Raw genomic sequence first — 25602 nt, 5'->3', positions numbered from 1 at the left:
CTCGGTGGTATCGTTCGTTTGAACGAACGAGAACCTGCAGGGGGAACCCATGACCACCTCGAAGGCCGACCTCGCGTTCACCGGCCTCGCCGAACAGGCGTCGATGCTCGCCAGCGGCGCGGTCACTTCCGTCGAACTCACCCGGCAAGCGCTCGATAAGGCCGAAGCCAGCCAGCCTGTTCTCAACGCTTTCAAGTGCCTTCGCGCCGAAGAAGCCCTTCGTGAGGCCGAGGAGGCCGACCGGCGGCTGGCCGACGGCGAATCCGCTCCCCTGCTCGGCGTCCCGACCGCGATCAAGGACGACCTCGACGTCACCGGCCTGCCGACGGCGTTCGGCTGCGAGGGCGATTTCTCCGCCGCGACAACGGATTCCCCGCCGGTCGCCGCGCTTCGCGAGGCGGGCGCGGTGCTCATCGGCAAGACCAACACCCCGGAACTCGGCCAATGGCCGTTCACCGAAGGCCCCGCGTTCGGCGCGACCCGCAATCCGTGGGACACCGAGCGGACCCCGGGCGGTTCCTCGGGCGGCGCGGCGGCGGCCATCGCGTCGGGGGTGATCGCCGCCGCGCTGGGTTCCGACGGAGCCGGGTCGATCCGGATCCCGGCCGCGTGGACCGATCTGGTCGGGATCAAACCGCAGCGCGGCCGGGTCCCGACCGAACGCGAACTCTTCCACGGCCTGACCGTGGTCGGCCCGCTCGCGCGCACCGTCGCCGACGCGGCCCTCCTGCTCGACGTCGCCGCCGGCACCGGCACCGCGTTCCAGGCGGCCGCGCGCCGCGAGCCGGGCCGTATGCGGATCGGGCTGTCCACCCGGATCCCTTTCACCGCGACGAAAACGAAGCTCGATCCGCAGGCGCACGCGGCCGTCGTCCGGCTCGCGGAGCGGTTCGCCGAACTGGGCCACGAGATCGTCGAGATCGAACCCGACTACCGGTTGATCGGCCTCACCTTCCTGCCGCGTTCGCTCGTCGGCGTGCGTGACTGGTCCCGCCGCGTCCCGGACCAGGCGCGGCTCGATCCGCGCACGCGCGCCAACGCACGGCAGGGTTCGGCGCTGGCCGGTCCGGCGCTGCGGCTCGCCCGCGCCACGGAACCGTTGCTGCAACGGCAGATCGGCTCGGTGTTCGGCCGGGTGGACGTCGTGCTCACGCCCACCACCGCCACCCCGCCACCGCGGATCGGCACCTTCGACAAGCTTTCCGGCTGGCAGACCGACCAGGCCATGATCGCCGCGTGCCCCTACGCTTGGCCGTGGAACGTGCTGGGCTGGCCGGGGGTCAACGTCCCGGCCGGGCTGAGCCCGGAAGGCCTGCCGCTCGGCGGCCAGCTGCTCGGCCCCTCGCACGCCGAGGAGCGGCTCATCTCGCTGGCCGCGCAACTGGAAGAGGTCGAACGGTGGCAGGACCGCAAACCCGAGACCGCTTGGTGAACACCCGCGAGGCCATCCTCCACGCCGCCCTCAAGGTGGTCGGGGAACAGGGGGTCGGCGGGCTGACCAACCGCCGGATCGCGACCGCGGCCGGCGTCTCGCTCGGCACGCTGACCTACCACTTCCCCAGCCAGACCGCCTTGCTGCGCGAGGCGATGCTGCTGTTCGTCGAAGAAGAGACCACGAAGCTGACCGGATTCGTCGACGCCTACCGCGAGCAGGGCTTGAGTGTCGAGCAGGCGGCGACGGTGGTCGAGCAGGTCATCGCGCAGCTGCCGTTCGGGACCGACGAACTCGGCGCGCACGAGCTGTACCTGCAGGCCGCCCGCGACCCCGGACTCCAGGACGCGGCCGCCCGCTGTTTCGCCGCGTACGACGAACTCGCGCTGGTGATCCTGAAAACGCTCGGCGTGCCGTCCCCGGAACGGCTGACCGGTCCGGTGGTCGCGCTGATCGCCGGCCTGCAGTTGCGCAGGCTGGCCACGGGCGACGACGGCGTCGGGGTGGCCCAATCGCTGATGATGCTGGTCCGCGGCGCGTCATGACCGGTCCGCCGATCGTCAAGGGGACGGCGGCGTGGAAGTACTTCGGCGACTTCCGGGCCGGGCTGCTGGCGGGCCAGGTGCTGGTGCTGCAGGTCGCGCATCCGGTCGTCGCGGCCGGGGTACGGGATCATTCCGACTACATCGAAGATCCGTGGACGCGGCTGATGCGCACGGCAGCGTCGCTGTCCATCTACATCTACGGCGGCCCGGAGGGCGCGCGCTACGAGGCCGACCGGCTGCGCGCGCTGCACCGGTCGTTCACCGGCGTCGACGACGGCCGCCGCTACAGCGCGCTGAACCCGCACGCGTACGCCTGGGTGCACGCCACGCTCGTCATGGTTCCCGTTGACACACAACGGTTCTACGGTACGCCGATGACTCCGTCCGAATTGGACGAATACTACGCGCAGATGTGCGACGTCGGGCGGCTTCTCGGTCTGCGCGAGCAAGACCTGCCGCCGACCTGGCCGGAATTCGAGCGGTACTACGCGGACATGATCGACGGATTCGGCCCGAACGAGACGATTTCGACATTGTTCGAAACGATCCGGACGGTGAAGAAACCGTGGCGGTGGCTGCCCGACAAACGGTGGGTCCGGCTTCAGCGGTGGCAGCATCGGGGACAGATGTTCGTCATCCGCGCCACGTTGCCGCCCGCCCTGCGAGACCGACTCGGTCTACAGTGGACCGCCCGTGACCAGCGCCGGTTCGACCGGTTCCGGCAGGCGGTACGGCTTCTCGGCGGCCTGGTGCCGGTGACGTTGCGGTCTTCGCTCGTGCGGCGGATCGGCAGGCTCAACGTCTGGTTCCGGGCGCATCCGCGCGCGTATCGTTTCCTCGGGGGCTGACCCCCACCGGAGTAAGGGGCGCCGTCCCCTTTACGGGGGACCCCGATTCACCCGGCGCTGTGACGCTTTCCCGGGCCGTCGTCGTTAACTTCAGCCGGGATGGGGAATTCACCGAGGGGGCGGCGCACGGCGCCGATGGTCATCGCCCGCGTACTCGTGCTCTGCGCGCTGGCGTCCGTTCTGCTGTCCGGGACCGCGCGGGCGGACGGCGTGTCGAGCGGCGCGGACATCCAGGTCGCGCAGACGCTCGGCACCCGGGATCTCACGGTCATCCTGCGGCGGATGGACATCGCGCCCGGCCCGCTGCACGTCGACGTCGTCACGCACACCGGAAGCGCGCCGGGAACGCTGAAACTGCGCGCGTCCACCGCCGGGACCACGTTCTCCGAAACGACGGTGCGGCTGGACGGGAAACCCGGCGCCCATGCGGCACGGCTGCGTGTCGATCAGCCCGGCCCGTGGGAGCTCGGCCTCGACGACGGGACGGACACCGCGTCGATCCCGTTCATCGTCCCGGCCAGGGTCATCCCTCCGTGGGAGAAGGCCACCTTCGGCGGCTTCGTCGCCGCGGGTGTGTTCCTGGTGCTCGGTCTCGTCATCGCGATGCGCGTCCGGCGGCCGCAGCTCGCGCTGATCCCGGCGGGCGGGATGGTCGCCGCGCTCGCGGTCGCGGTCACCGGCGCGATGCTGTCGGCGTCCACCCCGCCGCCGCCCGCCCCCGGGGCGGCGCTGGATCCGACGATCGACAACGTCCAAGACCCGTACGCGAACGCGCAGATGTCTACAGTGGACTTCTCGCGACCGCCGGTGAATCTGGCCGTGCATCCGCCGAACGCGCGCGCGGGCGCGCTCGCTCAGGTGCGCCTCGCCCTCGCCGACGGCGCTACCGGCCGCCCGGTCGACGACCTTCTGGTGCACGACGACGCTTTGATCCACCTCGTCGTCATCTCACCGACGGGCAGGCTCTGGCATCTGCATCCGGTGCGTGTCGGCCCAGGCGACTACCGGGTGAAGTTCACCCCGCCCGAGGCCGGGACCTACGCCGTCGCCGCGGAACTCGCCCGGCGAGGCGGCGGCGTGCAACTGGTCCGCAGCACGATGACTGTCGCGGCCGGAACGGACTCCCCCGCGGAGCCCGTCCCAGCCGGAGCGGGAAAGCGGGTCGTGCAGGGGAATCCGGTCGACGTCGAGGTGCGGCCGGGTACGCCGACCACGATCACCGCGCGCTTCGGCAAGGCGGATCTCCAACCCTGGCTGGGCATGCTCGGCCACCTCATCGTCGTCGGCCCGATCACCGGCGACCACCGGGTCGGCGCGGATGCCGCTGCCGCGCCGACCTGGGCCCACGTGCACTCGATGATCCCGCGATCGCCGGGAATGCCGGACAAACCCGATGAAACGGTCGCCGCGTACGGCCCCGACGTCCCGTTCACCTACACCTTCGCCGCACCCGGCAAGTACCGCGTCTGGCTCCAGGCCGAGCGGGATTACACCGTGCTGACCGTGCCCATGGAGATCGAGGTCCCGCCGGAAGGGGCACCGCAGTGAATTCCACAGTGGACAGACGGAAGCCGGTTCTGCTGATCGCCGTGGTCGCCGTGCTCGCTGTGGCGATCGTGGCCTGGCTGGTGTGGCCGAGCAGCGGCGGCGCGCAGGTGCAGCGCTCGACGCAGGGCCCGTACACCGTGCAGCTTTCGGTCGAAGATCCGCGCCAGGGCGGCAATGTCTTCGCGCTGACCGTCTCCGGTGCCACACCGGACGTCGTCACGCTCGAACCCGTGATGCCGCAGATGGGGCACGCGCTCGCCCCGTCGCCCGCGATCGCGGAGGGACCGGGCCGGTTCCGCACCGGCGACGTCCTGCTGCCGATGCCGGGGCAATGGGAGATCACCGTTTCACTGCGCGGGCCGTCCGGCGCCACGCAGCACGTTTTTCCTTTGCTGGTCAAGTAAGAGAGGGAGGTCGGGGGTATGGATCTCACCGCGGGAGGGGCGAGGGCCGTCCCGGTGGCGCGCAGTGAACGCACCGGTCTCGTACCGGCGGGCACGGTGCTGGCGGGATCGGTGATCTCGCTGGTCGGGCTGACCTGGGACATCCAGTGGCACGGCGACGTCGGCCCGGACACGTTCTTCACGATGCCGCATCTGTTCCTGTACTCGGGCAGCGCGATCTCCGGGCTCGCGAGCCTCGTGGTCGTGCTGATGACGACGGCCGCGCGCCGGGCGGGACGGCCGGTCGACGCGCGGGTCGGCGGCCGGGCGATCAACGTCTTCGGCAAGGTCTTCGCCGCACCGGCGGGCTACCTGGTGACCGGCACGGGCGCGGCGATGTTCCTGCTGTACGGCCTGTGGGATCAGTGGTGGCACGGCCTGTACGGCTTCGACGCGGTGATCGACTCGCCGCCGCATATCGGGCTGCTGCTGTCGATCACGCTGAGCATCATCGGCACGGTCATGGTGTTCGCGGCCGCGCGGGAACACCGATGGGGCACCGTCGGCGTGGTCGGCAGCCTCGGCGTGCTGATCGCGTTCAGCACGGTGACCGTGCTGGGGCTGCAGCAGATCGACGTCGACGGGCTCGACGTCGTCTCCGTCGGCATCGCGCTGCTTTCGGTGCTGCTGGTCTCGGCGGGCGCCGGGTTCTGGGGACGGCCGGGCGGAGCGGTCCGGGTCGCCGCGGCGCTGGCGGTCATCCAGGCGATCACCTGGTGGTTCTCGCCGTGGGCCGCGGAGGCGTACGCGAGCGCGGTCGGCCTGCCGATGCGCGACTACATCGACGGCGTCCCCGCGATGCCGTCGATGATGCCGATGGCGCTGCTGCCGATCGCGGCCGTGCTCGAAGCGGTGTACCTGCTCTCACGCCGCTGGCCGGCAGGCCGGGTTTCGGTGCCGGCGGGCGTGATCGGCGGGCTGCTGGTCGGCGCGAGCATGCCGATCCAGAACGCGATCGTCTATGGCTCCGACCAAATGCCCTGGGCGGTCGTGTTCGCCACCGGTGCCGCCGGTGCGGTGGTCGGGCTGCTCGGCGGCTTCGCCGGGTGGCGGTTCGGCGGGATGCTGAGGCTGCTGGCCCCGGCGAAGGGGGAGAACGCGCATGCGTAAGACATTGCTGGCCTTGGCGGCGGCGATCGGGTTGCTGTTCGCGACCACGCCCGCGGCGAACGCCTATGAACCGGTGAACATCGTCCACACCGAACGGGTCCAGATCGGGCCGTACGGGATGACCGTCGGTTTCAGCACGTGGCCGTTGCGCGCCATGCAATCGCTGGACTTCACGTTCATCCCGGACGACGGGATCGCCGGGAAGTCGGGGACGCTCGCGTTCGTCAATCCGGAGACCGGGCGGCTGGGCCGTCCCCAGCCGCTGGCGAAGCATCCGCGGAAACTGGAGGTGTGGGGACTGGACATCCGGGCCCTGCAGACGCAGGGCTCGTGGACGTTCCGGTTCGAGATCGACGGGCCCGCGGGCAAGGGCGCGGGGGAACTCCGTGATCTGGCGGTGCTCGAACAGCCGGGGCCGCCGATGGCGGTGAGCTGGTCGATCAGCCTGATCCCGCTGATCGTCCTCGCCGTCCTGATCGCCGTCGCGTGGCGGCGGACGAAATCCCGGCTACGGGGTAACGGGCTTCCCGCGACGGTGTGACTCGAAGTGACCGAAGATCGGATGGCTCGCGTGTCCCGATGGGCACGCGAGCCTTTCGTCATGGGCTCAAATCGAACTGTCCGGCCTTGACCGCCTTGAGAAAGGCGTTCCACTCACCGGAATCGAAGACGAAGACAGGGCTGTTGGCCAGTTTGGTGTCACGGACCCCCACCAGGCCTTCACGGGCGAGGTTGACCTCGACACAGTTCCCCCCGTTGGGCTCGCTCGCGAAGGACTTCTCCCACGCGGAGTCGTCGAACAGCGACACGGCCGTGGTCGGATCGTAATCCGCCGCCGATGGATAATCGGCCATTGGTCGTACCTCCGAACGTCGGTCGGGGGTGCGGTCGCGACCTGCGCGAACCGTCACCGTCCCGGCTTCTCCCTGCCTCAACGGGACTATCCCGCACGGCCAAGTGGGTGATCAACTCCGCCCACCCTCGACATGAAGATTATTCCAGGAGTAGGATTAATCGCAGCGGCCGGGGCTCGGTTGTTGGTGAATCGCTCGCAGCACGTTTCGCCGTTTCGGCAGGCCATCGACGGCAGATGACCGGCAGGGACGTCTGCCCCGCGGCGCATGACCACCCACCGCCGACCTCGTGGGGGAGGATCAGCGTGATCATTCAGGACACCATGCCGGCGACGGTACTCGCCGTCGGCAGGCTCATGGCCGGGACGGCGGGCGAAAGCCGCCGCTCCGCGCATCTTTTCGACTTGCACTCCAGGGGTTCGCACCCCGAGTTCCTGCACGCCCGCTGTGGTGCGGCGATGCCTTACGACCACCTGGAATGGGTCCCCGTCGGTTCGGGGATGCCCTGTGAGCGTTGCCTCGGCCTCGCCGGTTCGGCCGATCAGGCGCGGTTGCCGCGTCCGAGCCGGGGGGTGTGACCGCCGTGGCCGTCCGTCTCACCACGCTGCTGTTCCGCCGTGAGGACGAACGCCTGGCCTCGGCGAAGCACCACCACCGCACCATCGGCCTGGAACTGCGTCAGCGGTTCGGGTTCAGCCTCATCCAGGCGCCGCTGCGCAAGCAGCCGCCGTGGAACTCCGAAGTCGATTCGCCGGGCGCGCACCGGGACCTGATCAGGACCGGCCGGCCGCTCGAAGGTCAGTTCGAGCTGACGCCCCTGATCGGGCATCTGACCGGCCGGGCCTGATCACTCAGGGCTTGCGGCCCAGCCCGCCGAGCCCGCCGGTGAACGTCGGGTCGTCCGCGAACCGGTCGCTGGCACGGGAATCCGCCTCGTCGAGATGCCAGGTGGCCATCCAGTCGATCCCCGGCTCCACCATCTCCAGCCCGTCGAAGAACGCGGCGAACTCCGCGCGAGACCGCAGGTGGAACGGCGCGCTGGTCTTCTTGTAGAGCTCCTGGACGTTCTCCCGGTTGTCGCCTTCCTTGCGCGTGACGCCGTCCTCGGTCAGATGCGAGGACAGGAAGTACGAACCGGACGGCAGGAAATCGAGGTACCGCTGGACCATCTCGTGGACGGGTTCCTCTGGGCCGAGGAAGTACAGCAGGCCGACCAATACCAGCCCGATCGGCTGCCGCGGGTCGATCACCCCGGTCTCGAGGGCGCGTTTCCAGATGTCGGCGGGATCCCGGACGTCGCCCTGCAGCACCGCGTGCCGCCCGAGCAGGCCCTCGCGTTCCAGCAGCAGCTGGGAATGCGCGACGGCGACCGGCTCGATGTCGACGTAGACGACCCGGCTGTCCGGGTTGATCGCGCTCGCGATCTGGTGGACGTTGCCGACGGTGGGCACGCCGGAGCCGATGTCGAGGAACTGCGTGATCCCCTGGCGGGCCAGGTATCCCACGCCGCGGCCGAGGAAGTCGCGGCCGACGCGGGCGAAGGTCTTGACCTCCGGGAACTGCTTGAGCACCTGCGAGCCGAACTCGCGGTCGATGGCCCAGTTGGCCGAACCACCGAGGAACCAGTCGTACACCCTGGCCACGTTGGGCCGTTCGAGATCGACACCCTCCGGGGCCACCGGGTCGATGGGGTCGTGTTGCGTCGTCATACCGTCACACCTCGTCAGGAACCGGGTTTGCGGGCGACCCCGCCGATGGCGCAGTCAACCGCAGGCGAGCGGGGATCGTCCAGCCGCCATGCGCCGACCGGGACCAGACCCGGCGCCACGAGGTCGAAATCCCCGAAGAAACCGAGGATCTCTTCCTTGTCGCGGAAGGACGCGGGCGTGCTCGACTGTTCGTACTGCTTCACGACGCGCTGGATCTGGGCCAGCTCGTCACCCTCCACGCCGGACATCGTGACGTGGGACAGGACGTAGAAGGAACCGGCGGGCAGGAGCCGCCGGTAGCGCGCGACGACGCCGGCCAGTTCGGGGCCCGGCACGAAATGCAGGACCGCGACGGTGAGCAGGGCGACCGGTTTCGCCGGGTCGAGCACGCCGGTGTCGAAGGCGCGTTCCCAGATGTCGTCCGCGTCGCGCAGGTCGCCGCCGATCACCGCGTGCCTGGCCGGATCCCCGTTCTTCTCCAGCAGGATCCTGGCGTGCGCGACGGCGACCGGTTCGTTGTCGACGTACACGCACCGGCTGCCGTCGTCGACGTCATCGGCGATCTCGTGGACGTTGCCGACCGTCGGCACGCCGGAACCGAGGTCGAGGAACTGGGTCACGCCGTGCTCGGCGCAATACCGGACCGCGCGGCCGAGGAAGGCCCTGTTCGCCCTGGCCGCGGTGCGCACGAGCGGGAAGGTCTTGACCAGTTGCTCGCCGAATTCCCGGTCCACCGCCCAGTTCGCGGTGCCCCCGAGCGCCCAGTCGTAGATCCGGGCGGCGTTGGGCCGCTCGAGGTCCACGCCTTCGGGGAGGAACCGGGGATCCATCTCAGGCTTGCATCTGTGTTCTGTACAGCTCGGCGAGTTCCTTGAGGAACTGCCGGGTTTCCTGACGCTCCAACGCGGCGCCGCGCAGCCTGTCCCAAGAGTCCACGAAGATGTTGAAGTCCTTGACGTCGTCGAGGTACAACCCGCCCGCGGAGTGTTCGATGTAGACGAAATCCCTGGTGCGGTCTGGGAATCGCATGATGGTGAAGTCGTTGGGCACGGCGGCGAGCCGCGCGCCGAACGGCAGCACGTGCACGTACACACGCGGATGCTTGTCCAATGCCAGCAGATGCTCGACCTGGTCGAGCATCACCGCCGGGGCGGAGCCGCCGGGCGCGCGGCGCAGAGCGCCCTCGCTGATGATGAACCGGTAGTAGGGCGGCTGTTGCTGCTCGAAGACGGCCTTGCGGTCCAAGCGGTTGCGGACCAGCGAGGTGACGTCGGTGGCGCCGGCTTCGGTGAACTGCTTGAGCATGTAGTGCTCGGACTGCAACGGGCCGGGGATGCGCTCGCCGTGCCAGGTGAGGATCTCCGCGGCCGCGGGTTCGAGGTCGGTGAAGGTGCGGAACCAGTGCGGCACCACGGATCGGTAGCCGGACCAGTGGCCGCGCTGCCCGGCCGCGGCGCGGGCCAGGTTCATCAACGTGTCGGCCTCGTCGCCGTTGATCCCGAACGCGTTCAGCATCGATCGCACATCCCCGAGCTTGACCCCGACGGCACCGGACTCGATCTTGTTGACCTTGCCCTGGGTGCAGCCGAGCACTTCGGCGACCTGCTGCTGTGTCATCCGCGCTGCGTTGCGGGCATGCCGGAGCTCGTTCCCGAGCTGCTTCCGGCGCGAGGTGACGGTGCTGGCCATCGCCTTGCTCTCCCGGACCACATAGACAGGACCGCGGCTGCCCGCCGTCCTGCGCGCGAATACTCGAACCCACCCAGGGTACTTCACCTTGCGGGGTCCGATGATGACATTGCGCAGCGTTCCAGGAAACGGCCGAAAACACCAGTCACCTGGTACGTCACCCTGGTGGCGGAGCGATCTCGTCACATTTCGGGCACGCCGGTCGGGCATAGTGACCGAGTGGACCAATCCCCCTTCGCCCGGCAGGTCACCGACGGTGTGTTCGGGTACGTCCAGCCCGACGGCTCGTGGTGGATCAACAACTGCGGCTTCGTCGCCGCGGGCGATCACACGGTGGTGATCGACACGTGTTCGACCGAACGGCGCACCAGGGCGCTGCTCGCGACGGCGGAGTCGGCCGCCGGCGCGCCGGTGACCACTGTGGTCAACACGCATCATCACGGCGACCACACGAACGGCAACTACCTGGCGACCGGCGCGACGATCGTCGGGCACCGGAAGACGCGCGAGGTGATGGTCGCGACCGGGATCAACACCTACGAGAACTCGTTCACCGGGAACGACTGGGGCCACTTGGAGCTGCGGCCGCCCGAGGTGCTGTTCGACGACCGGCTGACGGTGCACGCGGGCGACGTCCGGCTCGAGCTGATCCACCCCGGGCACGCCGCGCACACCACCAACGACGTACTCGTCTGGCTGCCGGAGCGGCGGGTGCTTTTCGTCGGCGACCTGATCTTCAACGGCGGCAGCCCCTTCGCGCTGATGGGCTCACCCGCCGGGTGGCGGCAGGCGCTGGACCTGGTCCGCGAACTGGAGCCGGAGACGATCGTGCCGGGCCACGGCCCGGTGTGCGGCCCCGAGGCGATCGACGTCGTCGACGGATACCTGGGTTTCCTGCAGAAACTCGCTTCCTACGGGAAGGCCGCGGGGCTGACACCGCTTCAGGCCGCGCGCGAAGCGGATCTGGGGCCTTACGAGGCACTGTCCGAACAGGAACGGCTTCCGGCGAACCTGCACCGGGCTTATGCCGAACTGGACGGTCTGGATTGGGGTGCGCCGATCGATCTGGGGGCGGCGCTGGCGGACATGGTCACCTACAACGGCGCGCCCATCCGGTGCTTCTCCTGACCGGTTGCTGCTCCTGACCGGTTGCCGCCCGCCGCCGCTGTTGCGAAAGCCACTTTCGCAACGTTGAAGGTTGCGAAAGCCACTTTCGCAACCCCCCGCCCGCCGCTCACGCCCCCGCAGCCCCGCACGCCCCGAAGGCCACCTTCGAGACATCCAACGCCCCAAAGGGCCCCTTCAAGACACCGAAATCCAGCCCAGAGCCCCCACAAGCAGCCCCCACCCGTCCCTGGGGGGCGACCCCGATCCCAGCGTACCGGCGAGCGGAGCGGGCCGGGCCGCGCGCGCCGAGTTGTCCACAGGCGGGCCCGGTTGTGGACAACTCCCGGTTGATCCCCTCTCGTCCCGGCGCCGTATCCCTCAACGGGGATAGGCTCGGCACGGGAATCGAAGCGGAAGGGTGCGGATGAGCAAGAAGGCGAGCATCGGGGTCACCGGCCTGGCGGTCATGGGCCGCAACCTGGCCAGGAACCTCGCGAGGCACGGGCACACGGTGGCCCTGCACAACCGCTCCGAGCAGCGGACGAAGGAACTGGTCGAGCAGTTCGGCGACGAAGGCGACTTCATCCCGGCGTATTCGGCGCAGGAGTTCGTCGACGCGCTGGAGCGTCCGCGCCAGGTCGTGATCATGGTCAAGGCAGGCGCGCCGACGGACGCGGTGATCGACGAGTTCGTCCCGCTCCTCGAGAAGGGCGACGTGATCGTCGACGCGGGCAACGCGCACTTCGCGGACACCCGGCGCCGCGAGGCCGCGCTGCGCGAGAAGGGCATCCACTTCGTCGGCACCGGCGTGTCCGGCGGCGAGGAGGGCGCGCTGCACGGGCCGAGCATCATGCCGGGTGGGTCCAAGGAGTCGTACCAGTCGCTCGGGCCGCTGTTCGAGGACATCTCGGCGAAGGTCGACGGCGAGCCGTGCTGCACGCACGTCGGCGCGGACGGCGCCGGGCACTTCGTGAAGATGGTGCACAACGGCATCGAGTACGCCGACATGCAGCTGATCGCCGAATCGTTCGACCTCCTGCGCGGTGCGGGCGGTTACTCCCCCGCCGAGATCGCCGAGATCTTCCGCACCTGGAACTCGGGGCGGCTGGATTCGTACCTGATCGAGATCACCTCGCAGGTGCTGGCCCACACCGACGCCGCGTCCGGCAAACCGTTCGTCGACATCGTGGCGGACCAGGCCGAGCAGAAGGGCACCGGCCGCTGGACCGTCCAAATCGGACTGGACCTCGGCGTGCCGATCAGCGGCATCGCCGAAGCCGTCTTCGCGCGCTCGCTGTCCGGCTCGTCGAACCTGCGCGAGGCCTCCCGCGGTCTCGGCGGTCCTTCGCGCGCCCCACTGACGGGGTCTGCTTTGGACACTTTCGCGGACGACGTCGAGCAGGCGTTGTACGCGTCGAAGGTGGTGGCGTACGCCCAGGGCTTCAACCAGATCCAGGCGGGCGGCGCCGAGTACGGCTGGGACATCGACCTCGGCAAGGTCGCGTCGATCTGGCGCGGCGGCTGCATCATCCGCGCGAAGTTCCTGAACGACATCACGGCCGCGTACGCCGAAGAGCCCGCGCTGCCGACGCTGCTGACTTCGGGCGGCTTCCGCAAGGCCGTCGAAGACGCCCAGGACTCCTGGCGTTCGGTGATCTCCACGGCGGTGCGGCTGGGCATTCCGACCCCGGGCTTCTCGACCGCGCTGGCCTACTACGACGGTCTGCGCGCGGAGCGGCTTCCCGCCGCGCTGGTGCAGGGGCAGCGGGACTACTTCGGTGCCCACACGTACCGTCGCGTCGATCGCGAAGGTTCGTTCCACACCGCCTGGGCCGCCGACGGCCGCCCGGAAACCTCTGCCTGATAAACGAAAAGCGTCCTTCACCGCGTCTGACGCGGTGAAGGACGCTTTCAGTCCTCCCCGCGTGCCGCGACGATCTCCGCCAGCGCCCGCACGATCACCGCTTCGGTGTTCTCCTTCGTGAGACCGAGCCCGGTCAGCAGATCGTCGCCGAGTTCGAACAACGCCAACAGGATGTGCTCGGTGCCGATGTAGTTGTGCCCGAGCCGCAGCGATTCCCGCATGGTCAGTTCCAGCGCCTTCTTGGCCTGCGCGCCGAACGCCATCTTCGCCGCCTCCGCCGGTTCGTCGGCGGGTTCCGGCAGCCGCGCCTCCGCGGCCTCACGGACGGCTTCGAGAGTCACCCTCTGCGCCACGATCGCGCCGGCCGCGAGCGCCGCCGGTTCGGCGAGCAGCCCGAGGACCAGGTGCACGGGCTCGATCTGCGGGCTCTTCGCCGACACCGCGGCGTCGCGCGACGCGACGACGACTTGCCGCGCCCGATCGGTGTAGCGGCTGAACACCTTCACCAGGTCTTCCATCGAAGAGCCACTGGAGTCGACAAAGCGCTTCTGCGCCGCCTGCTTGGACACCCCCATGTTCTTGCCGATTTCGGTCCAGGACGCGCCGGAACGCCGCGCCTGGTCGACGAAGTGGCCGATCAGATGGTCGGCCACTTCGCCGAGGTGCTCGCCGAGAAAGACCGCGTCGGACAGCTGGCCGAGCACGTCGCCGTCGGGATGCTGCTGCTTGATGTGGGAGATGAGGTCGTCGAGCCGCACTGGATTCGTCATGCCGTCAACTTTAGGTTGACGCTCGCCAATCGTCAACCACGGGTTGACGCGAAGGTGGCCTTGAGATCGAAGCCGTTGGCCTCCAGCGTCTCGAACCGCGGCGCCGGATCCGCGGCGAACAGACGACGCGCGGCGATGTGGTCCGGCGGCCGGTTCACCGACTCGACCCCGGCGAGCACGCCGTCGCGGAACGACAGCACCGAGAACTTCCCGCCCTCCCGGTCCCCGGTCACGACGGTCTTGTCCGCCCCGGTCAGGATCCCGGCGATCTGCAGTTTCGCGCCGAGCTGGTCGGTCCAGAACCACGGCAGGCTGTCGTAGGGCGCGGGTTCACCGGCGATGACGGCCGCCACCGCCCGCGCCTGGTCGACGGCGTTCTGCACCGACTCCAGCCGCGTCGCCGTGCCCGCCTGGACACACGGGAAGTTCGCGCAGTCCCCGACCGCCGAGATCTTCGGATCGCTCGTGCGCAGGTGCTCGTCGACGACGACACCGTTCGCCACGGCGAGCCCGGCCCCTTCGGCGAGCCGAGTCCGCGGCTCCACCCCGACCCCGACCAGCACCAGATCGGCGGGCAGCAGGCTGCCGTCGCTCAGCTCCACCTCGGCCACCCGGCCTTCACCGCGCAACGCCGCGACGCCCTTGCCGAGCAGGATCGTGTGGCCGGCATCCTCATGCAGAGCGGCGAAGTACGCCGAGACCTCCGGAGTCGCGACGCGGGCCATCAGCCGGTCCTGCGCCTCGACGATCGTCACGGGCCGCCCGGCGTGCGCGGCGAACTCCAGCCCGATGAACCCGCCTCCGACCACGACCACGTTCTCGGCGCTTTCCAACGCGGCGCGCAGAACATCGGCCTCGTCCTTGGTGCGCAAGGTGAACACACCGTCCAAAGTGGACCCAGGCACGGGCAGGACCCGATTGGCCGCTCCCGTGGCCAGCACCAGATGGTCGTACTCGTGAGCGCTTCCGTCCTCGAGCACCACCTTCGTCCCGTCGCGATCCACTGACGCGACGCGGCCCGGGATCAGCTCGATGTTCTTCTCCGCGAAGAAGTCCTCGGGCCGCAGACGCAGCTGGGCGTCGCCCGCGGTGCCGGCGAGATAACCCTTCGACAACGGAGGCCGTTGGTAGGGCAGCCCGGGTTCGTCGCCGATCAGCACCACCCGCCCGCCGAACCCCTTGTCCCGCAGCGAGGTCGCCACCCCGAACCCGCTCTGCCCGGCCCCTACGACGAGGACGGTCTCCATCGGCGCTCCTTTCGTTGTGCCCGGCCTCCATTCAACACAGCTCCGGCCTTTTCGACACGTGATCCGCACGCGGCGGACGCGCTACGGTCATGCCCATGAGCCGTCCCGAGGTCCACCCGGTGGACGCCCGCCCGCCGCTGCCGAAGCTGACCTTGCTCGGCCTGCAGCACATGACGATCATGTACGCGGGCTCCGTGGCCGTCCCGCTCGTCGTCGGCAGCGCGCTGAAACTGGACGCGGCGACGATCGCGTTGCTGGTCAACGCGGATCTGCTGGTCGCGGGCATCGCGACGCTGATACAGGCGATCGGGATCGGGCGGATCTTCGGCATCCGGCTGCCGGTGGTGGCGGGTGCGACGTTCACCGTGGTCAACCCGATGATCATGATCGCGTCCCAGTACGGCATGCAGGCCGTCTATGGCGCGATGATCGCGTCAGGCGTGTTCGGCCTGCTCATCGCCAAGCCGTTCGCGAAGATGATCCGGTTCTTCCCGCCGCTCGTCTCGGGCACGCTGCTCATGGTCATCGGCATCTCGCTCATCGGCCCGGGCGTCGGCCTGATCGCCGGCCACGACACCGGATCGCCGGATTACGCGAAACCGGCCAACATCGCGCTGGCGTTCGGCGTGATCGCGGTGATCGTCCTGTTCACCCGGGTCCTGCGCGGGTTCGCGAGCCAGATCGGCCCGCTGCTGGCACTGCTGATCGGCCTGGTCGCGGCGATCCCGATGGGCCTGGTGAGCTTCAAGGGCATCGCCGACGCCGATTGGTTCGGCCTCGCGTCACCGTTCCACTTCGGCCCGCCGACCTTCCCGATCGCGGCCGTGCTCTCGATGTGCGTCGTGATGCTGGTGACCTACACCGAATCCACCGCGGACCTCGTCGCCGTCGGCGAGATCACCGGACGCCCGGCGACCGACTCCGACCTCGCGCGCGGTCTCGCCACCGATGGTCTCTCGGCCATCCTCGGTGGCGCGATGAACTCGTTCCCGGACACGGCTTTCGCGCAGAACGTCGGCCTCGTGCAGATGACCGGGGTGCGCAGCCGGTGGGTGGTCGCGATGGCGGGTGGCCTGCTCGTGCTGATGGGCCTGGTGCCGAAGGTCGGCGCGTTCGTCGCCGCCGTGCCGGAACCGGTGATCGGCGCGGTCGCGGTGGTCATGTTCGCGATGGTCGCCGCGGTCGGCGTGCAGAACCTGAAGAAGGTGGAGTTCTCCGGCAACCACAACACCTTCATCGTCGCGGTGTCGGTCGGGGTCGGCCTCCTGCCCGCGTTCGCCACGAACCAGTTCGGGAATTCGATCTTCTTCCAGCACTTCCCGGCGTGGTTGCAGACCATCTGCGGCAGCCCGATCACGGTCGCCGCGATCGTCGCCTTCACCCTCAACCTGCTGTTCAACCACCTCGGCAAACGCCGGGACCCCGATCTACTGCAAGCGCCTTAACAGAAGAGCCACTTCGGCCACAGGTTGCACTCTTCGGTCGGCGTCGTCGAGGGCGGCGGCGGAGTCGGGTTGGGCGGCTGCGGAACGACCGTGGACCCGGTGGTCTGGGGCGGATCCGCGGGCCCGTCCGACGACGTCGGCGTGGCAGGGTCCGACGAGGAGGACGTCTGCGCGGCCGAACTCGACGTGCGGCGGCTGGACGTCGTCTTGCTGGACCGCGTCGAGGTGCCGCCTTCACCGGTTTCGACCGTCTCGGTGGACGGGACGGCCGAAGTCGCGTCGGCTCCCCCGTTTTCCGAAGGCCGCTTCGGCATCTCGATGACGCTGACCGGGTTCGGCGCCGCATTCTGTTCGGGATCGGATTCGAACCCGACGAGTACCGCGGCGGCGCCGCAGGCGACCACCACGGCGATCACGACCGCGATAACTCTCCAGCGTGACTTTGCCCGTGACTCCTCGTGGTCGTCCCAGCCCTCGCGAATAAGCAGGTCGGCGACCGAAACATCGTCGTCATCCACCAGCTGAACCTTTCGCACCGGGAACGAGCGAGGAGTAGTTTTACCGCAACTCACCGCCGAATGGGTGAAGTTAACCAAAAATTATTCACCCGATGGAACACGCCAGCGTAGGCCAGTCACACAGCGTGTATTCATCTGCTCCCGCGCATATCGGCGGTGGCCCGCCTCCGGCTCGCGTATACAGCGCCCTCCGCGGGTGGTGTAATCGACGGTGCCAGCACCGGAAGAGGGGGTTCGGACGGATCATGGAGGCTGACGCCCTCGCCGTGCCCGGGGCCGGGAATTCCGGTCGTCCGGCAGGCGCGCCGCTCGGAAACGAGCCGCTCGGCGATCTCGGCCTCGCGGGCGACCACGCCGCCATCTGGTCGTACGACTTCGAGGCCGAAACCCTGTCCTGGCTGCCCGGACTCGAGAACCTGCTGGGCGGAGGCACGCTTTCCGAAGCCGAGATCGAGTCCAGGCTCGCCGATCTGGTGGCCCCGCTGACCTCCGGCACCCGCACCTCCCCGCCGTGGCGCGAGTTCGAACTCGAGCAGTCGTTCCGGAACCCGGCGGGCGAGATCCGCTGGGTCCGGCTGCGCGCCCGCACCATCGGCGACGACAACGGCTCGTCGGGGCTGCTCGGCATCGCCACCGACGTGACCGACGTCCGCGAGAACCGGCAGGCCCTCGAAGATCTCACTGACCGTTACCGGCTTTTGGTCGAACTCAGCCCCGACGCGGTCTGTGTCCACGAAGCCGGCGTTGTCACCTACGTCAACCGTGCGGCCCTCACCGCGCTCGGTGCCTCGTCGACCGCCGAGCTGATCGGGCGGCCGATCATGGACTTCGTCGCCGACGAATCGCTCCCGGCCCTGCTGGACCGGATCGCGTCACTGCACCGCCAGGGCGCGTCGACCGTCCCCGCCGACACCGTCATGCTCCGCCTCGACGGCACGAAGTACCTGGTCCAGAGCATTTCGGTGCGCACGACCTGGGAAGGCAGGCCCGCGTTCCAGGTCATCATGCGCGACATCAGCGCGCAGAAGGCCGCCGAAGCGACGCTGCGCTACCAGGCCGCGCTGATCAGCCATGTCAGCGACGCGATCATCGCGACCAGCGGCAGCGGCGTCGTGACCAGCTGGAACCCCGCCGCCGAGAACGTCTACGGCTGGACGGCGGGCGAGGCGATCGGCCGCACGGTGAGCGAACTCGTCGGCGCCGCGCTCGACCCGGAAACGGTGCTGCGCCGGGGTGGCGTCATGCAGACGACCCACCGCCACCGCAACGGATCGACCCTGGCCATCCGCATCTCGGCCGCGGAGATGAACGACGGTTTCGTCCTGGTCTGCGCCGACGAAACCGCCCGCCGCCGGGCCGAGCAGCACTACAGCACGGTGGTCGCGTCCCTCGACGAAGGCGTGGTCGTGATCGGCCCGGGCGGTCTCATCGAATCGGCCAACCCGGCGGCGTGCCGGATCATCGGCGTCGGCCACGACGACCTCATCGGTGTCCCGTGCGTGACGCTGGAGTTGTACGACGAACAGGGCCGCATCCCACCCGCCCGGATGCCGTCGGTGGTGACCCGGCGCACCGGGGCGACACTGACCGGCCTCGTGCTACGGCTGCGCAGGCCCGCCGGCGACGACGTCTGGATCTCGCTGACGTCGCGGCTGCTGACCCCGGAAGACCCGTCGGCCGAGGCGGTGGTCGCCTCGTTCACCGACATCACCGAACGCCGCGCCATCGGTGAGCGGCTCGCCCACGAGGCGACGCACGACCCGCTGACCGAACTCGCGAACCGGACGCTGGTGCTGGACAGTCTCGCCGAGGCGCTGTCCGGCGCCGGGCGCGCCGAGCTGACCACGCTGCTGTTCATCGACCTCGACAAGTTCAAGGTGATCAACGATTCCCTCGGGCATTCCGTCGGCGACAAGGTGCTCCGCATCGCGGGCGAACGCCTGCGCCGGGGCATCGGCGAGAACGATCTCGTCGGCAGGCTCGGCGGTGACGAATTCGTCGTCGTCACCGCCGAGATCACCGAACCGGACGAGATCAAGGCGCTGGCGGAACATCTGCGCGAGGCGCTGACCGAGCCGATCACCGTCAACGGCAGGCAGCTGCACATCGACGCCAGCATCGGCATCGTCACCGCGGCCAACGACGACACCCGGACCGCCGAGGATCTGCTGCGGGACGCGGATGTCGCGATGTACCAAGCGAAAACACTCGGCCGGGCGCGTTACGAGTTCTTCGACGTCGAGCTGCGCGAGCGGATGCAGCGGCGGCTGCGCATGGAACAGGACCTGCGCGACGCCCTGCAGAACGAGGAACTCTGGACGGCGTACCAACCGGTCGTGGACATCGAATCCGGCGAGATGGTCGCCGTGGAGGCGTTGCTGCGCTGGAAACATCCCGCGCACGGCACGATCTCGCCCGCCGAGTTCATCCCGCTGGCCGAGGAAAGCGACCTGATCAACCTGATCGGCAAGTACGTCCTGCGCACGACCACGCGCGAGATCGCCAGGCGGCGCGAGCAGCTCGGCATCGATCTGAACCTCAAGGTCAACCTGTCGGCCAGGCAGCTGGACGATCCGCATCTGGTGGCCGGGGTGCAGGACGCGCTGAAGACCACCGGGCTCCCTCCGCACGCGCTGACCCTCGAAGTCACCGAAAGCGCGCTGATGCGGGACCAGGCCGCGGCCGCCGAAGTCCTGACGTCGTTGCGCGATCTCGGTGTCTCGCTGGCGATCGACGACTTCGGCACCGGCTACTCCTCGCTCGCCCAGCTGCAACGGCTTCCGTTGGATACGCTCAAGATCGACCGCACGTTCGTCACCGGCATCGCGGACTCGCGGGACGCGGCCGCGATCGTCAAGAGCATCGTCGCGATGGCGCACGCCGTCGACCTGATCGTCGTCGCCGAAGGTGTCGAAGACGAAGAGCAGCTCACGGTCCTGCGTGAGCTGCACTGTGACCAGGCGCAGGGCTTCCATCTCGGTCGCCCCGCGCCGCCGGACGAACTTTTCGGAGCAGCTGGATGAGTGTCGAGATCAAAGCCGGAGAAGACCGCTACGACATCGTCGTGGACGGGAAACCCGCCGGGTTCCTGGAAACCCGCACGCGTACCGACGCGATCCTGTTCCTGCACACCGAAATCTCGGACGACTTCGCGGGCCAGGGCCTGGCAGGCAAGCTCGTGACCGCCGCGCTCGACGACGTCCGGTCGCAGGGCAGGTCGGTCCTGCCCTACTGCCCGTACGTGCGTTCCTTCATCGCGAAGCACCGCGAGTACGAAGACCTCGTCCCCGAGGACAAGCGCGCCGAATTCGAACTTTGAGCCCTCAGCCCGGGTAGATCTTCAACAGTTTCGCGAGCTCGTCCTCGGTGAGGACGACGTCCAGCTCGCGCAGTGTCGCGTCGAGCCGCTCGGGCGGGATCGTGGTGGTCTCCTTGGTCCCGTCCGGGCGTTCGACGGTGAACTCTTCGCCGACCAGTTTGCGGCTGAGCCCTTCCTTCAGGCGCATGACCACCAGCTGCCCGGTGAACGGCGACCGCGGATGCGTCGACGTGTAGTGGTGATAGACCTCGTAATCGATCCGGTGCATCGGCATGAGCGTGAAGGCGTGCAGGTCGGTCCAGTCTTCGCCCTCCTTCTTCTGCAGGCGCCACCAGTCTCCGTCGGCGACGAGCCGGTGCGGCCAGCCCGCCTGATCCACCACCGCGCCGTCGACCAGCGGCATCGGCACCAGCATCCCGGCACCGAAACCGACGTCGACCAGGTGCTGGACGCCGTCCGCCTCGACCGCGAGCGTCATATGCGTGTACGGCCCGTTCTTCTGCGGCTGCACACGGGCGACCAGACGGCGCACGGAGTAACCGAGCTGCTCGGCGGCAGCGGCGAAAAGGCTTCCGTGCTCGTAACAGTAGCCGCCGCGATGACGACCGACGAGTTTGCCGATCACGTCGTCGAGCGCGATTCCCTTGTGCTGCGCCAAAACCACGTCGACGTTCTCGAACGGAATGGCGAGGACGTGCGCCTTCGCCAGCTCACGCAACGCGGCGGTGGACGGCGTCTTGCGATTCTGGCCGATCCGGCCGAGGTACGCGTCGAGGTCGAGGGTGCCGACGGTCCATTCGTCGACCTGCTCAGCTGTGCTTGTCATGCCCCGAGATTGACACCTCCACTTAACTCGAAGTCAAGATCGGCCAACTGGTAACTGGCAACGGCCACCGACTTTCGTAAGTTCCACGGACGAGTGACGATTGGCCACCCTTCCGGAGTGAGCCGGTGAAACACACCGGCGTGGAAGGAGAAAGCAGATGAGGACTCGTTCCCTCGTCGCCGGTCTGCTGACCGGAGCGGCCGCCGTACTCGGGTTGGCGATGCCTGCTTCCGCCGCCGAACCGCCCTCGGGCGTTCAGCCGCTGATCGTGGGTGGTGTGGACGCGACCGAGACCTACACCTTCATGGCGTCCATGCAGACCAAGAGCGGCGACCACAACTGCGGTGCGTCCCTGATCGCGCCGGAGTGGCTGGTGACCGCCGCGCACTGCGTCGAGGGCGAGCAGCCGTCGAACTGGCAGTACCGCATCAACACCACCGACCACACCAAGGGCGGCGAGGTCGCCGAGGTCGACAAGTTCGTGGTCCACGAGAAGTACGACGGCTCCGGCCCGTACGACATCGCCCTGGTGCATCTGACCAAGCCGGCGGAAGCGACGCCGATCGAGATCGGCCAGTCGCCGGCGGCGGGCACCGACGTGCGCGAGATCGGCTGGGGGCTGACCTGCCCCACGCGCGGCTGCGGTGAGGCTCCGGTGGTACTCCAGCAGCTCGACACCAAGGTCGCCGAAGACTCCGGCTGCTCCGGCTCCGGGGCCTACGACGCGCAGACCGAGCTGTGCATGGACAACCAGGGCGGCAAAGCGAGCGCCTGCTACGGCGACTCGGGCGGCCCCGCCGTGGTCAAGAACGGCGACAAGTGGACGCTGGTCGGCGCCACCAGCCGCGGCCAGACCGCCAGCTGCCCGGAGATGCCGGGCATCTACACCGACGTGACCGCGTTCGGCGACTGGATCAAGCAGCAGACCGGCAAGTAGGACACCGCACCGCGCGGTGGCGCCCGATGCTCCTGCGACATCGGACGCCACCGCGCGTCGGCGTGGAATCGGCCCCAGGCATGAAAAAACCGCCTCGATGTGCATCGAGGCGGTTCGTTGAGCGGTGGCCAGGGCCGGGGTCGAACCGGCGACCTTCCGCTTTTCAGGCGGACGCTCGTACCAACTGAGCTACCTGGCCGGGAACGCCGGCGAGGAGCCGAACGATCTTGCGACCCTGACGGGACTCGAACCCGCGACCTTCGCCGTGACAGGGCGACGCGCTAACCAACTGCGCCACAGGGCCTTGCATACTGCTTTTGTAACTGTACTGCGTACTCCCAACGGGATTCGAACCCGCGTTGCCGCCTTGAAAGGGCGGAGTCCTAGGCCGCTGGACGATGGGAGCCCGGTTCGGTTTCGGCGAACCGACCGACCCGCGCTCTCCGGTGTCCCCGGGAGCGAACATAACTATAGGACACCCCTGTTTCGGCTCCCGCACAGGGGGTCCTCTAAGTGTTCACAGGGCTGGGACCTGCGAGAACGCGGTGAGTTCAGGATATCAGGGCCGAGGCGTCCCGTAGGGCTCCAAGACGCCGCCGAAGCTCCTCCCGCTCGTCGCCCGTCAGAGTGACGGCGAGGAGTTCGGCCACGCGCCGATCGGTCAGGTCCTCCGCCTGCCGCCACCGCTGCCGCAGATCCCCCTTCGCCTCCGCCGCGGCGATCAACCCGTCGGCGGCCTCCTCGGACCACGCGGTGCGCAGGAGACGGCCACGGCCGCCTTCCGGATCCGCGACGACCGCCTCGGACACCGTCAGACCCACCGCGCGAAGGGCCGCGAAGTGGATGCCGCCGCGGAACTCGCGGAAGACCATGAGCGCGAACGCCAGCCGCTCGACGTCGTCCGCCGGACGTTCGGCGAGTTGCCAACCGGCGAACAACGCGAGACCACTCGCGTCCGCGGCGTCCACGAGACGGAACAGCAGATCCGCAGGACGGCCCGGGTCGCCGACACCCGAAAGGTGGACACGCGCCCAGTTCGCCGATGACCGCGAGTAGGCACGGACCGCGGAGGCCGCGTCGAGTGCCGCCGTCGCGGACGGGAGGGCGTACTCGAAGAGCCAAGACGGGAAGATGCCGAACAGCTCCGCGACCACCTTCGGCGGCGGGTCGCCCAGCACCGCGGACCGGCCGCGCAGGTACAACGTCCGCGGCGACAGGCCCACCTCCGCCTCGACCTCGGCCAGCTCCGGCGACGTCATGAACTTCCCGCCCAGCGCCTGCACCGGACCCCGGATCTCCCGAGCCACCGCGATCGCCGCTTCGTCGGCCATGTCGGCACCCCTTCCCGCCAGTTGTTTGATAACAGTGTTACACAACTGGCGGACGAGCGTCGAGGACAAACGAAGGCCCGGCCGCGCGGCACACCCCGCGCGACCGGGCCTCGTGAACGAACGAACTCAGCGCTGGACGGGCGCCTGCCCGTCCTCGTCCAGCGTCAACCCCAGCATGTCCAGCAACTGGACACAGTCATCGACGCCCAGCGCCCCGTTGGCCACCGCCAGCCGGGCACGCCGCACCTGGTCGTCGGACACCCGCTGGGCGTCCCCCTGACCCGTGCGCTGCGCCGGCAGACCGCCGGCCAACGTCGTCGAGCTTCCCCCATCGGCACCTTCGTACCGAAGGAGGAACTGTCGCACTTCCACAGACCCACCCATGGTTCCTCCAGACGGCCAACGAACAGCTTGGCCGCGAGGCTAGCCAGAGCCGGCCGCGACACACAGCCCCCCGGAGAGTGAACCTGTCGCCACGCTCCGCACAACGCAGAGCGATCACGCGCACACCCGCGCCACATGAACCACAGGCGAACCAGAGGTGGCGCCCTGACCGGAATTCTGCCCGCGCCCACTCGCCCTTCTCAGGAAACCGTGCAACAATCGATTCGCTGACACACCCCCGGTCAGCGCCTGTGGAGATCCCCTCCGACCCCCGCGTTCCTCCCCCTGGCGCGGGGGTCGCTCCGTTTTCTGGGGGCCACCCCCAGACCCCAGGTTCCTTCAGGCGGCGGTTGGCTGCCCATGCCCGATCCCGTTGGTCTTTCCTCTTCCGGTCGCGGGTTGTGATCACGAGAAAAGGTTTTCCTGTCGATGCTGGGCCATTCGAGACAAAGAATTCGGTGTGTCGTGGCTCACTGTGGTTGGTTTGCCGAGACCGAACCGTTATCGTGGCCCGGTGCCCCTTCCTTCCCTGAGCCGTCGTAGCGGCAGCCGCACGAACCTGAAGCCGGTCAACCCCGGTCGTCACCGCAACTCCCCCACCAAGGAGGCCGAAGCGGTCGTCGAAGACACGGAGCTCACCAGCTACCTTCGTGCCCTCGCCCCGGAAAACGACCCGGAGAGCACCGGCACCGGCAAGCGTTTCGGCGAAGCGCAGGTCTTCCAGCTGCGGATGAACCTCATCGCCTGCGAGCAGCTCAAGGACGCCGCGGCCGAGCGCAACCTGTCGCCGCAGGCGCTGGCGCAGGAATGGATCCTCGAGCGTCTTTCGTGGGAGTCGCAGGCCAACTCGGCCCAGCAGCGCCGCCACGAGGAAGCCCACACCGACGAATTCCGCTTCGACGCCAACGCGTGGGAGCAGCCCGTCCCGCGCTGACCGTCATCCCGGAACGGAACAGCACAACAGAAGAAGCTTCAGCGGCAAAGGGAAAAGCCCCCGGCGAGATCGCCGGGGGCTTTTCCGATCAGTCTGAGCAACGCCTGAAGGGCGGACTCAGATCGCGCGGACCTTCTGGGCCTGCGGGCCCTTCTGGCCCTGACCGACCTCGAACTCCACTCGCTGGTTCTCCTCGAGCGTGCGGAAACCGCGACCCTCGATCTCCGAGTAGTGAACGAAGACGTCGCCCTCGCCGCCATCCTGCGCGATGAAGCCGAAGCCCTTCTCCGCGTTGAACCACTTCACAGTGCCTTGCGCCACCGCTTTACTCCTCGTTGCACATCCGCTTCGAGTGCCTCCGAAGCGACACCCAGACCGTCCCGGGCGGTTCCAACGAGTCGAGCGAAGAGCGCGTCACCGGCTCATGGCTCGCGTCAGAAGTTCCGCGAGTGTGAAGCCACGAACACGCAAAACGACGGCCTGATGGCAGCGTACCGGGATCTGGCCATATTTGAAGCCCGTGATCGGACTCTGGGCACCCCCAAGTACCAAGGTCACCGGAACGTCGTATACCGATCCGGCTTCTGTCGGACCCCCTCGCTAGCCTGTCGCCGCACGCCGACCTCAGGTCATCGCCGGACACGGACCGAAGTCGGCCATGCCCCGATCGTGAACTAAGATCCACTCGATTGTGACTCGCATCACTCTCGGTGGGATCAACTTACGGGGCTGTCCGGACGTC

The 25602-nt window shown here is 68.6% G+C and carries 27 protein-coding genes and 3 tRNA genes; 16 read left to right on the top strand and 14 right to left on the bottom strand.

The features are described from left to right. The first annotated feature begins 49 nt into the window (after positions 1-49). From AVR91_RS24140 to AVR91_RS24110, 7 genes are all read left to right on the top strand, one after another. Positions 50-1432: an amidase gene (locus AVR91_RS24140; RefSeq protein ID WP_063272051.1), complete on the top strand. Its 1383-nt coding sequence runs from the start codon at positions 50-52 to the stop codon at positions 1430-1432. Further along, positions 1429-1977 (top strand): TetR/AcrR family transcriptional regulator, encoded by a 549-nt coding sequence (locus AVR91_RS24135; protein WP_172843611.1) that lies wholly within the window; start codon positions 1429-1431, stop codon positions 1975-1977. Before AVR91_RS24140 ends, AVR91_RS24135 begins: the two co-directional genes overlap by 4 nt. Beyond that, positions 1974-2825 carry an oxygenase MpaB family protein gene (locus AVR91_RS24130; RefSeq protein ID WP_063272049.1) on the top strand — a complete coding sequence of 284 codons (852 nt, stop codon included), beginning with the start codon at positions 1974-1976 and terminating at the stop codon, positions 2823-2825. The genes AVR91_RS24135 and AVR91_RS24130 overlap by 4 nt, the downstream gene beginning before the upstream one ends. Before the next feature lie 99 nt (positions 2826-2924). Continuing rightward, complete coding sequence (locus AVR91_RS24125; protein ID WP_063272048.1) at positions 2925-4373, top strand: hypothetical protein; 1449 nt, start codon at positions 2925-2927, stop codon at positions 4371-4373. Continuing rightward, positions 4370-4777 carry a FixH family protein gene (locus tag AVR91_RS24120; protein WP_083737715.1) on the top strand — a complete coding sequence of 136 codons (408 nt, stop codon included), beginning with the start codon at positions 4370-4372 and terminating at the stop codon, positions 4775-4777. Before AVR91_RS24125 ends, AVR91_RS24120 begins: the two co-directional genes overlap by 4 nt. Before the next feature lie 18 nt (positions 4778-4795). After that, entirely contained in the window at positions 4796-5926 is a 1131-nt protein-coding gene (locus AVR91_RS24115) for a hypothetical protein (protein WP_063272046.1), read from the top strand. Then, positions 5919-6467, top strand: a complete 549-nt coding sequence (locus tag AVR91_RS24110; protein ID WP_063272045.1) for a hypothetical protein — start codon at positions 5919-5921, stop codon at positions 6465-6467. Before AVR91_RS24115 ends, AVR91_RS24110 begins: the two co-directional genes overlap by 8 nt. Positions 6468-6525: 58 nt before the next feature. On the opposite strand, the gene AVR91_RS24105 is transcribed toward AVR91_RS24110, so the two are convergent. Beyond that, positions 6526-6780 (bottom strand): DUF397 domain-containing protein, encoded by a 255-nt coding sequence (locus AVR91_RS24105; protein ID WP_016330866.1) that lies wholly within the window; start codon positions 6778-6780, stop codon positions 6526-6528. Positions 6781-7085: 305 nt separating this feature from the next. On the opposite strand from AVR91_RS24105, the gene AVR91_RS24100 reads away from it, so the two are divergent. Together AVR91_RS24100 and AVR91_RS24095 are read left to right on the top strand one after the other, a co-directional pair. Then, on the top strand, positions 7086-7358 hold the full coding sequence (locus AVR91_RS24100; protein ID WP_063272044.1) for a hypothetical protein: 273 nt from the start codon (positions 7086-7088) through the stop codon (positions 7356-7358). Further along, entirely contained in the window at positions 7355-7627 is a 273-nt protein-coding gene (locus tag AVR91_RS24095; RefSeq protein WP_016330864.1) for a hypothetical protein, read from the top strand. The genes AVR91_RS24100 and AVR91_RS24095 overlap by 4 nt, the downstream gene beginning before the upstream one ends. A 4-nt stretch (positions 7628-7631) precedes the next feature. On the opposite strand, the gene AVR91_RS24090 is transcribed toward AVR91_RS24095, so the two are convergent. Genes AVR91_RS24090 through AVR91_RS24080 form a run of 3 tightly spaced genes read right to left on the bottom strand, consistent with a single transcriptional unit; the run spans position 7632 to position 10178 of the window. Next, the gene (locus AVR91_RS24090; RefSeq protein ID WP_063272043.1) at positions 7632-8489 is read right to left on the bottom strand and encodes an SAM-dependent methyltransferase; all 858 of its coding nucleotides are present in this window, start codon (positions 8487-8489) and stop codon (positions 7632-7634) included. Positions 8490-8503: 14 nt separating this feature from the next. Then, entirely contained in the window at positions 8504-9319 is an 816-nt protein-coding gene (locus AVR91_RS24085; RefSeq protein ID WP_063272042.1) for an SAM-dependent methyltransferase, read from the bottom strand. A 1-nt stretch (position 9320) separates the two neighbouring features. Next, positions 9321-10178 (bottom strand): helix-turn-helix domain-containing protein, encoded by an 858-nt coding sequence (locus tag AVR91_RS24080; RefSeq protein ID WP_037335949.1) that lies wholly within the window; start codon positions 10176-10178, stop codon positions 9321-9323. Positions 10179-10397: 219 nt separating this feature from the next. On the opposite strand from AVR91_RS24080, the gene AVR91_RS24075 reads away from it, so the two are divergent. Beyond that, entirely contained in the window at positions 10398-11306 is a 909-nt protein-coding gene (locus tag AVR91_RS24075; protein WP_063272041.1) for an MBL fold metallo-hydrolase, read from the top strand. Positions 11307-11709: 403 nt separating this feature from the next. Next, the gene (gene gndA, locus AVR91_RS24070) at positions 11710-13149 is read left to right on the top strand and encodes an NADP-dependent phosphogluconate dehydrogenase (protein WP_063272040.1); all 1440 of its coding nucleotides are present in this window, start codon (positions 11710-11712) and stop codon (positions 13147-13149) included. Between the two features lie 47 nt (positions 13150-13196). On the opposite strand, the gene AVR91_RS24065 is transcribed toward gndA, so the two are convergent. Together AVR91_RS24065 and AVR91_RS24060 are read right to left on the bottom strand one after the other, a co-directional pair. Then, entirely contained in the window at positions 13197-13919 is a 723-nt protein-coding gene (locus AVR91_RS24065) for a Clp protease N-terminal domain-containing protein (RefSeq protein WP_063272039.1), read from the bottom strand. 32 nt (positions 13920-13951) lie between these two features. Then, positions 13952-15166 carry an NAD(P)/FAD-dependent oxidoreductase gene (locus tag AVR91_RS24060; RefSeq protein ID WP_063272038.1) on the bottom strand — a complete coding sequence of 405 codons (1215 nt, stop codon included), beginning with the start codon at positions 15164-15166 and terminating at the stop codon, positions 13952-13954. Positions 15167-15261: 95 nt separating this feature from the next. Here AVR91_RS24060 and AVR91_RS24055 point away from each other — a divergent pair, with 95 nt between their 5' ends. After that, complete coding sequence (locus AVR91_RS24055) at positions 15262-16611, top strand: nucleobase:cation symporter-2 family protein (protein WP_063272037.1); 1350 nt, start codon at positions 15262-15264, stop codon at positions 16609-16611. Here AVR91_RS24055 and AVR91_RS24050 read toward each other — a convergent pair. Next, positions 16608-17129 (bottom strand): hypothetical protein, encoded by a 522-nt coding sequence (locus AVR91_RS24050; protein ID WP_063272036.1) that lies wholly within the window; start codon positions 17127-17129, stop codon positions 16608-16610. The genes AVR91_RS24055 and AVR91_RS24050 overlap by 4 nt on opposite strands. 245 nt (positions 17130-17374) lie before the next feature. Here AVR91_RS24050 and AVR91_RS24045 point away from each other — a divergent pair, with 245 nt between their 5' ends. Further along, complete coding sequence (locus tag AVR91_RS24045) at positions 17375-20152, top strand: sensor domain-containing protein (protein WP_063272035.1); 2778 nt, start codon at positions 17375-17377, stop codon at positions 20150-20152. After that, entirely contained in the window at positions 20149-20448 is a 300-nt protein-coding gene (locus AVR91_RS24040) for a GNAT family N-acetyltransferase (RefSeq protein WP_016330853.1), read from the top strand. The genes AVR91_RS24045 and AVR91_RS24040 overlap by 4 nt, the downstream gene beginning before the upstream one ends. 4 nt (positions 20449-20452) lie before the next feature. On the opposite strand, the gene AVR91_RS24035 is transcribed toward AVR91_RS24040, so the two are convergent. Then, entirely contained in the window at positions 20453-21274 is an 822-nt protein-coding gene (locus AVR91_RS24035; protein WP_063272034.1) for an arylamine N-acetyltransferase family protein, read from the bottom strand. Positions 21275-21431: 157 nt separating this feature from the next. On the opposite strand from AVR91_RS24035, the gene AVR91_RS24030 reads away from it, so the two are divergent. Then, on the top strand, positions 21432-22211 hold the full coding sequence (locus AVR91_RS24030) for a S1 family peptidase (protein WP_063272033.1): 780 nt from the start codon (positions 21432-21434) through the stop codon (positions 22209-22211). 125 nt (positions 22212-22336) lie between these two features. Here the strand turns inward: AVR91_RS24030 and AVR91_RS24025 are convergent. The 5 genes from AVR91_RS24025 to AVR91_RS24005 form a co-directional block, all read right to left on the bottom strand. Then, positions 22337-22410: transfer RNA gene (locus tag AVR91_RS24025), tRNA-Phe, on the bottom strand. Between the two features lie 31 nt (positions 22411-22441). Further along, positions 22442-22515, bottom strand: a tRNA-Asp gene (locus AVR91_RS24020). Between the two features lie 29 nt (positions 22516-22544). After that, positions 22545-22617 (bottom strand) — tRNA-Glu (locus tag AVR91_RS24015). Positions 22618-22762: 145 nt separating this feature from the next. Further along, positions 22763-23542, bottom strand: coding sequence for an SCO6745 family protein (locus AVR91_RS24010; RefSeq protein WP_063272032.1), 780 nt, complete (start codon positions 23540-23542; stop codon positions 22763-22765). Positions 23543-23668: 126 nt separating this feature from the next. Then, a complete protein-coding gene (locus tag AVR91_RS24005) occupies positions 23669-23926 on the bottom strand; it encodes a hypothetical protein (RefSeq protein WP_020633070.1) in 258 nt (85 codons plus the stop codon). Between the two features lie 514 nt (positions 23927-24440). Between AVR91_RS24005 and AVR91_RS24000 the strand changes: the two genes are divergently transcribed. Further along, positions 24441-24860: a hypothetical protein gene (locus AVR91_RS24000; RefSeq protein ID WP_016330848.1), complete on the top strand. Its 420-nt coding sequence runs from the start codon at positions 24441-24443 to the stop codon at positions 24858-24860. A 117-nt stretch (positions 24861-24977) separates the two neighbouring features. Here AVR91_RS24000 and AVR91_RS23995 read toward each other — a convergent pair whose 3' ends face one another. Continuing rightward, complete coding sequence (locus AVR91_RS23995) at positions 24978-25181, bottom strand: cold-shock protein (protein WP_003097368.1); 204 nt, start codon at positions 25179-25181, stop codon at positions 24978-24980. Between the last annotated feature and the right edge of the window lie 421 nt (positions 25182-25602).

The sequence above is a fragment of the Amycolatopsis keratiniphila subsp. keratiniphila genome (assembly GCF_001620365.2).
Classification (GTDB): Bacteria; Actinomycetota; Actinomycetes; order Mycobacteriales; family Pseudonocardiaceae; genus Amycolatopsis; species Amycolatopsis keratiniphila.
The sequence above is the reverse complement of the archived record's forward strand: the minus strand, read 5'-3'. Positions and strand labels throughout refer to the sequence as shown.

What these genes read in the sequence shown, in the direction of transcription:
- AVR91_RS24125 (WP_063272048.1), top strand. Translation starts at nt 2,925, where the DNA reads ATGGGGAATTCACCGAGGGGGCGGCGCACGGCGCCGATGGTCATCGCC.
- AVR91_RS24130 (WP_063272049.1), top strand. Translation starts at nt 1,974, where the DNA reads ATGACCGGTCCGCCGATCGTCAAGGGGACGGCGGCGTGGAAGTACTTC.
- AVR91_RS24055 (WP_063272037.1), top strand. Translation starts at nt 15,262, where the DNA reads ATGAGCCGTCCCGAGGTCCACCCGGTGGACGCCCGCCCGCCGCTGCCG.
- AVR91_RS24010 (WP_063272032.1), bottom strand. Translation starts at nt 23,542, where the DNA reads ATGGCCGACGAAGCGGCGATCGCGGTGGCTCGGGAGATCCGGGGTCCG.
- AVR91_RS24030 (WP_063272033.1), top strand. Translation starts at nt 21,432, where the DNA reads ATGAGGACTCGTTCCCTCGTCGCCGGTCTGCTGACCGGAGCGGCCGCC.
- AVR91_RS24085 (WP_063272042.1), bottom strand. Translation starts at nt 9,319, where the DNA reads ATGGATCCCCGGTTCCTCCCCGAAGGCGTGGACCTCGAGCGGCCCAAC.
- AVR91_RS24110 (WP_063272045.1), top strand. Translation starts at nt 5,919, where the DNA reads ATGCGTAAGACATTGCTGGCCTTGGCGGCGGCGATCGGGTTGCTGTTC.
- AVR91_RS24090 (WP_063272043.1), bottom strand. Translation starts at nt 8,489, where the DNA reads ATGACGACGCAACACGACCCCATCGACCCGGTGGCCCCGGAGGGTGTC.
- AVR91_RS24045 (WP_063272035.1), top strand. Translation starts at nt 17,375, where the DNA reads ATGGAGGCTGACGCCCTCGCCGTGCCCGGGGCCGGGAATTCCGGTCGT.
- AVR91_RS24005 (WP_020633070.1), bottom strand. Translation starts at nt 23,926, where the DNA reads ATGGGTGGGTCTGTGGAAGTGCGACAGTTCCTCCTTCGGTACGAAGGT.
- AVR91_RS24065 (WP_063272039.1), bottom strand. Translation starts at nt 13,919, where the DNA reads ATGACGAATCCAGTGCGGCTCGACGACCTCATCTCCCACATCAAGCAG.
- AVR91_RS24060 (WP_063272038.1), bottom strand. Translation starts at nt 15,166, where the DNA reads ATGGAGACCGTCCTCGTCGTAGGGGCCGGGCAGAGCGGGTTCGGGGTG.
- AVR91_RS24105 (WP_016330866.1), bottom strand. Translation starts at nt 6,780, where the DNA reads ATGGCCGATTATCCATCGGCGGCGGATTACGATCCGACCACGGCCGTG.
- AVR91_RS24115 (WP_063272046.1), top strand. Translation starts at nt 4,796, where the DNA reads ATGGATCTCACCGCGGGAGGGGCGAGGGCCGTCCCGGTGGCGCGCAGT.
- AVR91_RS24040 (WP_016330853.1), top strand. Translation starts at nt 20,149, where the DNA reads ATGAGTGTCGAGATCAAAGCCGGAGAAGACCGCTACGACATCGTCGTG.
- AVR91_RS24080 (WP_037335949.1), bottom strand. Translation starts at nt 10,178, where the DNA reads ATGGCCAGCACCGTCACCTCGCGCCGGAAGCAGCTCGGGAACGAGCTC.
- gndA (WP_063272040.1), top strand. Translation starts at nt 11,710, where the DNA reads ATGAGCAAGAAGGCGAGCATCGGGGTCACCGGCCTGGCGGTCATGGGC.
- AVR91_RS24140 (WP_063272051.1), top strand. Translation starts at nt 50, where the DNA reads ATGACCACCTCGAAGGCCGACCTCGCGTTCACCGGCCTCGCCGAACAG.
- AVR91_RS24035 (WP_063272034.1), bottom strand. Translation starts at nt 21,274, where the DNA reads ATGACAAGCACAGCTGAGCAGGTCGACGAATGGACCGTCGGCACCCTC.